Below are 5,393 nucleotides of genomic sequence, written 5' to 3'. Positions count from 1 at the left end.
TCCCCCATCGCGGTAGATCGAAAGGATCTCGTTGGTGATGTTGTCGACTCTTCGATAGCCATACTCATCGACGTCCGCAGAACCGCTGGAGAAGTCGAACCCGTCCCCTACGGCGTCGACCTTCTCGTACGTCCATCGGGGGAAGAACTGGCCACCGCTGCCTGCTCCGGTGACGTGAAGATCCGGCAGCTCATTGAGCATCACAACGCTGAATGGCACGGCTGATCCATTGCCCACTTGGTAGAAACCGATATTGGTGTGGTGGGGGGTCGGGAACACCGAGGCGAGTTGGTAGACCATGTCGTTGACTCGTCGGTCGTAGTACACCCACTGTGGGCTGAACGGCCTGTAAGTGGACTGGAAGACGAATCCGTTACTCCACTCAATCTGGGCCCCGCGAGTTACTTGCTGCTTGAGTGAGCGATTCCAGCTAATCTTCCCGGTGGCCGTATGGCGAGGGTTCTCCTGTAGAAACCGGGTGAGGTCTTCGTCGATGAGCTTCACCCTGCCGGGGTTCTGCTGCTCGAACTCTGACTTCACGGTCCCGAACTGATCGAGCAGGTTCTCGATGTTGCGCTGTAGTTTTTCGCGGGAGTAGTTGTAGCACCAGGCGTCCCGGCCCGATGACAGACCACGCGAGAACGTGCTGAAGACGGAGATCTGGCCGGGTTCGTGCTTCTTCGTTCCGATGGCGGGCCAGGCGGTAAAAGTTTCGTCCCGTTGGTCGACCCAGTCACCGTGAGCATTGGGGGCAATGGATGTCCAGTCGATGGTTTTCAGCTCGGAGTCAGCAATTGCCCGGAGCTTGTCCTCTCGGGTGAGATAGTCACCGATGCTGCGATAGTGAACCTCACAGGGGCCAGTATGAGCTGGGTTCTTGACTCCGATCCAGATGGCGATAGTGGCTTGTGAGCCCGCACCGAAGATCTGCCCTCCTTCCTCCTTCCAGTTCGATTTACGCATGTTCCCCCGGAGGTTCAGCACGTAGATGTGGCTGTACTCGTCGGCGAGGGTAAGGCGGATACCGTCGGCGGTGTTTCCGTCAATCCATCCGCCGTTAGAGACGAAGGCGACGATGCCGGTGTCTCCGATGCGGTCGGTAGCCCAGCGGAAGGCTCGGAGGTACGAGTCGTAAAGGCTGTTCTTGTTGGTCCCGGTGGAGCGGGCCGCGTAGGTCTCGGCGATCCGGGCATCGAGGGAGGGGTACTTGACGTTGGCGTTGAGGTCGTTCGCCGACCCCTGCCCGACCGAGTACGGGGGGTTACCGACGATGACGTTGATGGGGGTGGCGAGCTGGCGGGTGATGCGGTCGTTGTTGGCGGGGAAGACCTTGAGGTCGAGTTCGTCGCCGTGCTCGTGGATCTGGAAGGTGTCAGCGAGCACAATGCCGGGGAAGGGCTCGTAGTCGCTGGTGTCGGTGTGCCCGGCGATCGAGTGATACGTGGTTTCGATGTTCACCGCGGCGATGTAGTAGGCCAGCAGCATGAGCTCGTTGGCGTGGATCTCCCCCGCGTACTTGCGGGCGAGATCCTCGGGGCGGATCAGTCCGGATTGCAATAGCCGGGTGATGAAGGTGCCGGTGCCGGTGAAGCCGTCGAGGACGTGGACGTCCTGGTCGGTCAGTCCTCGACCGAAGGTATCCCGGAGGGCTTGGTCGGTGGCGCGGAGGATGAAGTCGACGATCTCCACTGGGGTGTAGACGATGCCGAGGGCGTCGGCCTGCTTGGCGAATCCTAGCTTGAAGAACCGTTCGTAGAGCTCGGCGATGACCTGCTGCTTGCCCTCTGCTGAGGTGACTTCGGAGGCGCGGACCCGCACCGAGTCGTAAAAGGAGTCCAGCTTGGCTGTCTCGGCGTCGAGGTTGGCTCCGGAGAGTTGGTCGACCATGGTCTGCATGACCTTGGAGACCGGGTTCTGGGCGGCGAAGTCATGGCCCTCGAACAGCGCGTCGAAGACAGGCTTGGTGATCAAGTGCTGGGACAGCATGCTGACCGCGTCGTCCCGGCCGATCGACTCGTTCAGGTTCGCTCGGAGCCCGTCGACGAAGTCGTTGAAACCCTGCCGTAGCTCGGGTCCGGCAGCTGCGAGGGCTGCGTTGATGCGGGTGATCTGGGCGGCCGCGATGTCGGCGACATCTGCGGCCCAGTCCTCCCAGTAGGTGCGGGTGCCGACCTTGTCGACGATCTTGGCGTAGATCGCCTCCTGCCACTCCGACAGAGCGAACAGCGCCATCTGCTTGGTCTGCTCAGCGTCCCGATCGGAGTCGGTGCCGTCGGCGTCCTTGTCTCCGGTCCCCGCGAGTTCTTCCTCGACGGGCCCGACGTGGCCACCTAGGAGTTGCTCGACTCCCTGCCCGGACTTCTTCGCGTCCTTGGAATTCAGAGCGATGGAGTTGACCATGGCGTTGAAGCGGTCGTCATGAGCACGGAGGGCGTTGAGAACCTGCCAGACGGTCTTGAACCGCTCATTGTTGTTCAGCGCCTCTGATGGCTTGACGCCCTCCGGAACGGCGACGGGCAGGATGATGTAGCCATAGTCCTTGCCAGGAGACCTGCGCATGACCCGACCGACCGACTGCACGACATCGACCACCGAGTTGCGGGGATGCATGAACAGCACAGCGTCCAGAGCCGGTACATCCACGCCCTCGGACAGGCACCGGGCATTGGTCAGGATGCGGCACTCATCGGCTGCGGGCTCGGCCTTGAGCCAGGTCAGCTCCTCGTTGCGCTGCAGAGCGTTGTAGGTGCCGTCTACGTGATGCACCGAGCACCGCAGGCCCCGGTTGGTGTCAGCGATGTCCTGACCCTCGTCCTCGGCGTCACGCAGGAGGTCTTGGTAGGACTCCACGACTCGGGGCAGCATCTCGGCGACCTGCTTGGAAGCCTTGATGTCGCGGGCAAAGGCCACCGCTCGCCGCATCGGGGGCTCACCGGGAGCGAACCCCTCGCCCGTCGGGGAGTGTCCGGCGCGCTTGGCCAGTCCGTTCCAGAGGCCCACCAACCTGGAGGCATCGTCCAGGCGCAGCTCACCGGCATCCGCGAGATCACTCTGGAGTCGACTGGCCATCACAGACTCGTCGACGGTGAGCACCACCACCTTGTAGTCGGTAAGCAGTCCGCGCTCGACGGCGTCGCCGAAGGACAGGCGGTGGAGCTCCGGGCCGTAGGTGTCGACGTCGTCCATGGAGACGATCTCCGCGGAGTGCGCGTCGGCCTTCTCGCGGGTCTTGTCGTCGAACAGTCTCGGAGTGGCGGTCATGTAAAGACGGCGCGAAGCCTTGAGGAAGTCGGGGTCGTGGACCGCGACGAAGTTCGAGGGGTCCTCGCCTGCGAGGGTGACTCCGGTCGTGCGGTGGGCCTCGTCGCAGATCACCAGATCGAAGGCGTCCACGCCCAGCCGCTGGGCCTTGGAGACCACCGGGAGTGACTGGTAGGTGGTGAATACCACGGTCAGTCCTGCGGCTCGCTTGCGGTGGCTCAGCTTCTCCGCAAGCTGCTCGGGGTTGGTGGTCACTGGGATCGCGACATCGGAGGTGTCGAAGTCCTCCGCGGCGCGGGAGACCTTGGTATCCGAGCACACCGCGAACGCCCGTAAATCCAGCTCCGAGCGGGCGGTCCACTCCCGCAGAGTCTGCGACAGCAGCGCGATCGAGGGCACCGCGAACAGGATGCGGGCCCTGCCCCCGTTGTCCTGGGCGACCTGCTCGGCGATCTTCAGCGAGGTGAAGGTCTTACCCGTCCCGCAAGCCATGATGAGCTTGCCTCGGTCATTGCCCTCGGCGTAGCCGCGGAATACCGCGTCCAGCGCCTCCTGCTGGTGCGGGCGCAGGCTGTACGGCGCGGACGGGGCGAGGTCGACCTGCAGCTCCCCCTGGGGCCAGGCGATGTCCCAGTCGATCGCCGACTGGGCGATGTCCTCCAACGAAATCCGCTGTACCGGGGTCGTCTGCCCGTCCAGAGCATCCTCGGCGTGCTTGCCCCACTTGTTGGTGGTGGAGATGATCACCCGGTTGGCAAACGGAGCCTTGCCCGACGCAGTGAAGAACGAGTCGATGTCACCCTTAGCCAGCGTGTGCTCGGGCTCGTAGAACTTGCACTGGACCGCCGTGTACTCGCCGGTGTCGCGCTCCCTGGCCACCAGATCGATCCCAGTGTCGACCTTGCCGTCCCGGCCCGGCCAGTCCATCCACCGCCACACCTGGTCGTACTGCTGCGACAGCATCGGGTCCAGCTCGAAGTAGCGCACCATAAGCTGCTCGAACTTCGTCCCCCGCTCCACATTCGTCGGAGCCTTACGGAACGCCTCGATCACCTCATGCACAGTCGCCATGGGTCTGTTCTTACTAGACCCGCCCGTCCCCGTCTCAAGGAGCACCCCGAATGGTCCTCCGGCACCCCGCACCGAACTTTTCCGAAAACTTGCGTTGAGCCTGAGGCAACCACACCGACGACCGCCTCGCGGACGCTCCACGAGCGACTCAGCGCCTGCGATCACCCATCGGTCGGGAAGGTCCAACCCGTCCGAGCTGCGATACCCACTCGTCCAGCGGAGCCACCCGCAGGAGAACTGAGCCAGCTGCCCGCCGAGTCTCCTACCCCGCACCGTCGTCTTGTGTTCCACCTACGCACGAGCCACTGCCATTTGGGCCGCAACCACCGCTCAGAGAAGAGTCTCGAATCTTTGGAATCGAGACCCTTAGGTGAGGAGCGCGCCCGCCGAAGGAACGCCCTGGTCGCCCGGTCTCAGAAGTCCGTCTCATTATTAGTGTCGCAGAAGTAACGAACCCGCCGACTTCTGCGACAGATTGGTATGAGCACCAACGGCGAGCGCCTCGGGTACGCACGAGTCTCCACGACCAAGCAGCATCTCGATCAGCAGATCGACGCGCTCCAGCACGAGGGAGTCGACCACATCTTCTCGGATAAGTGGACGGGCCGGAGCAATGATCGACCCGGCCTCCGGGAACTCTTGGAGTACGCACGCCCGGGCGACACGGTCGTGGTCGTAGCTCTCGACCGCCTCGGTCGTTCCCTCACCGGGATCATCGAAACCATCGGCGAACTCCAGGAACGCGATATTAGCCTCGTCTCCCTGCGAGAAAGTTTGGACTTCACTACTCCGACGGGGAAGATGATGGCCGCCATATTCGCCGCGCTCTCGGAGTACGAAGTTGACCTCAAGTCCGAACGCGCGGCGGCAGCCCGTGAGGCCGCTGCCGCCCGCGGGCGACACACCGGACGCCCTCGGAGCATGACCGAGGATCAGGTCGCACTCGCTCACCGGATGAAGCGATCCGGGGAATCCGCAGCCACCATCGCCGAGACCCTCAAGATTTCGAGAGCAACGTTGTATCGGGCTCTGAGCCGAGTTGCTTGAGCGGGCACTTATCC

General features: G+C 63.2%; 2 protein-coding genes. One reads left to right on the top strand and one right to left on the bottom strand.

Translation table 11 applies throughout. From position 1 onward, the window contains the following. The coding region (locus tag OPF83_RS17240) for a type ISP restriction/modification enzyme (protein WP_264888874.1) at positions 1 to 4,332 on the bottom strand (4,332 nt) is incomplete at its 3' end. 480 nt (positions 4,333 to 4,812) lie between these two features. Here OPF83_RS17240 and OPF83_RS17235 point away from each other — a divergent pair. Further along, positions 4,813 to 5,379: a recombinase family protein gene (locus tag OPF83_RS17235; protein ID WP_264888872.1), complete on the top strand. Its 567-nt coding sequence runs from the start codon at positions 4,813 to 4,815 to the stop codon at positions 5,377 to 5,379. Positions 5,380 to 5,393 lie beyond the last annotated feature (14 nt).

Source organism: Dietzia sp. NCCP-2495, from assembly GCF_026011735.1.
Taxonomy (GTDB): domain Bacteria; phylum Actinomycetota; class Actinomycetes; order Mycobacteriales; family Mycobacteriaceae; genus Dietzia.
The sequence above is the reverse complement of the archived record's forward strand: the minus strand, read 5'-3'. Positions and strand labels throughout refer to the sequence as shown.